Below are 1,425 nucleotides of genomic sequence, written 5' to 3' on the forward strand. Positions count from 1 at the left end.
CGCCACGCGCTACGACAAGCGCCCGGAAAACTATCTCGCAGCTGTCAAACTCGTCGCCGCAAGAATCTGGTGTCAGAGTTTATGAGTCGACGGCCTAGAGGAATTTGAGGCCGCAGTCGACACTTATGCGGAAACTGAAGAGACGGTTCGGTGAACGGTTTCGATAAGATCGAGACTGCAGTCGTAATCCGCTACCCTTATCTGTGGAGGGAGGCTTCCCGCGATGAAACCGAAGGCTGGAAGCGTTGATGGTTTGCGTTGCGGTCCCTGATCAGGCTGCCGCTCTGAGGTCGAAATTCGCGTGGATGACTTCGTAGGGTACGTGAACCTTTCCGTCTTCGGTTTGTTCGAATATACCCCAGTCCGACAACGCGGACACGTCCTCGTGGACACGCTTGACGTCACGTTCGACGGATCGGGCAAGTCCGCGTATGCTCGATGGACCGATCTTCTGAAGATGTTCAATCAATTCCCACCTTTTGGGGGTGATGACAGAAAAAAGCTGTGCGGGCGACGAAAAGGTGAAGACTGCCACGGGCTCTGAGGGATTGCCTGAACGCATGGCGTTCGTTGCCCTTTCAAAAACCTCATTGAGGGCAGCTTCGCTGTCTGCTCGGATTTGAATCAAGGCTTCTCTCATGGCTTCTTCCTCCTCTTGATTATCTCCTTCCGAAAGTCGGACAGGAGGGCATCGGTCGTTGTGAACATGTAAGGATGCTCGTCGCCGTCAAGATGACAATGATCGCCTTTGCCGCGTTCGTTGTCGAAACCGACGATGCGCCGACCATCCTTGCCAAAAAACAGTCGATACTTGAACAGGTGCGTGCTACCGGGAACGGGTTCTGGCACCTTCCACACGACGATCTCGACAATCGCACCATCTGGCAAAACAGTTTTCGAACGTTCCACAAGTACCGCGGCAATCATGTTGTCGTTTATGCCATCACAACACGCCGTTGTCAAGGATGCCAACGCAGCTTTGAGGTTGATTTGGCGGCAGGTTGCAGGATGTTTATGCTTGGAATATTTTACCGATTTATCTGCCTTAAATACATATATTATTATTTTTATACTTGATGCAAGGAATAAATTACCGGTATTAACTTAAGTGAATGATCGCGGCGCGCTATTGGTTTGAGGCAGGGGAGTGTCGCTCGCAAACATATAATTTATGTAGGAGTTGCGCTAAAACATATAAATATTGTAAGTAGACAGTTGCTGTGAAAAGTGGGGAGTTTGATTGGCGGATTTTGCTTGTTGTTACGGGCGGGCAATTTGAACTGCCTGCAACCAAGTGATTTATATAGGTTTTTGCATGAAGGATGAATTATTTATTGGTGGAGCTGAGAGGGAATCTGATTATGAAGTGGACTAAAAAGGTGATGAAATTGGTGGCGATCAATCGTAATAACAATATCATGATAT

The 1,425-nt window shown here is 48.7% G+C and carries 2 protein-coding genes and 1 pseudogene; 1 reads left to right on the forward strand and 2 read right to left on the reverse strand.

All coding sequences use genetic code 11. The annotated features are described in order from the left end of the window. Nucleotides 1-85: pseudogene (locus ACQZ48_RS23380) on the forward strand (IS5/IS1182 family transposase); the annotation flags it as partial. Nucleotides 86-271: 186 nt separating this feature from the next. Here ACQZ48_RS23380 and ACQZ48_RS23385 read toward each other — a convergent pair. Both ACQZ48_RS23385 and ACQZ48_RS23390 read right to left on the reverse strand, forming a co-directional pair. After that, a complete protein-coding gene (locus ACQZ48_RS23385; protein ID WP_004444360.1) occupies nt 272-640 on the reverse strand; it encodes an HVO_A0114 family putative DNA-binding protein in 369 nt (122 codons plus the stop codon). Then, nucleotides 637-927 carry a toxin-antitoxin system TumE family protein gene (locus ACQZ48_RS23390; RefSeq protein ID WP_004444357.1) on the reverse strand — a complete coding sequence of 97 codons (291 nt, stop codon included), beginning with the start codon at nt 925-927 and terminating at the stop codon, nt 637-639. Before ACQZ48_RS23390 ends, ACQZ48_RS23385 begins: the two co-directional genes overlap by 4 nt. Between the last annotated feature and the right edge of the window lie 498 nt (nt 928-1,425).

The organism is Agrobacterium sp. 22-209-1 (assembly GCF_053522485.1).

Excerpts from the sequence above, each read along its gene's own strand:
- ACQZ48_RS23385 (WP_004444360.1), bottom strand. The coding sequence starts at position 640 with ATGAGAGAAGCCTTGATTCAAATCCGAGCAGACAGCGAAGCTGCCCTC.
- ACQZ48_RS23390 (WP_004444357.1), bottom strand. The coding sequence starts at position 927 with ATGATTGCCGCGGTACTTGTGGAACGTTCGAAAACTGTTTTGCCAGAT.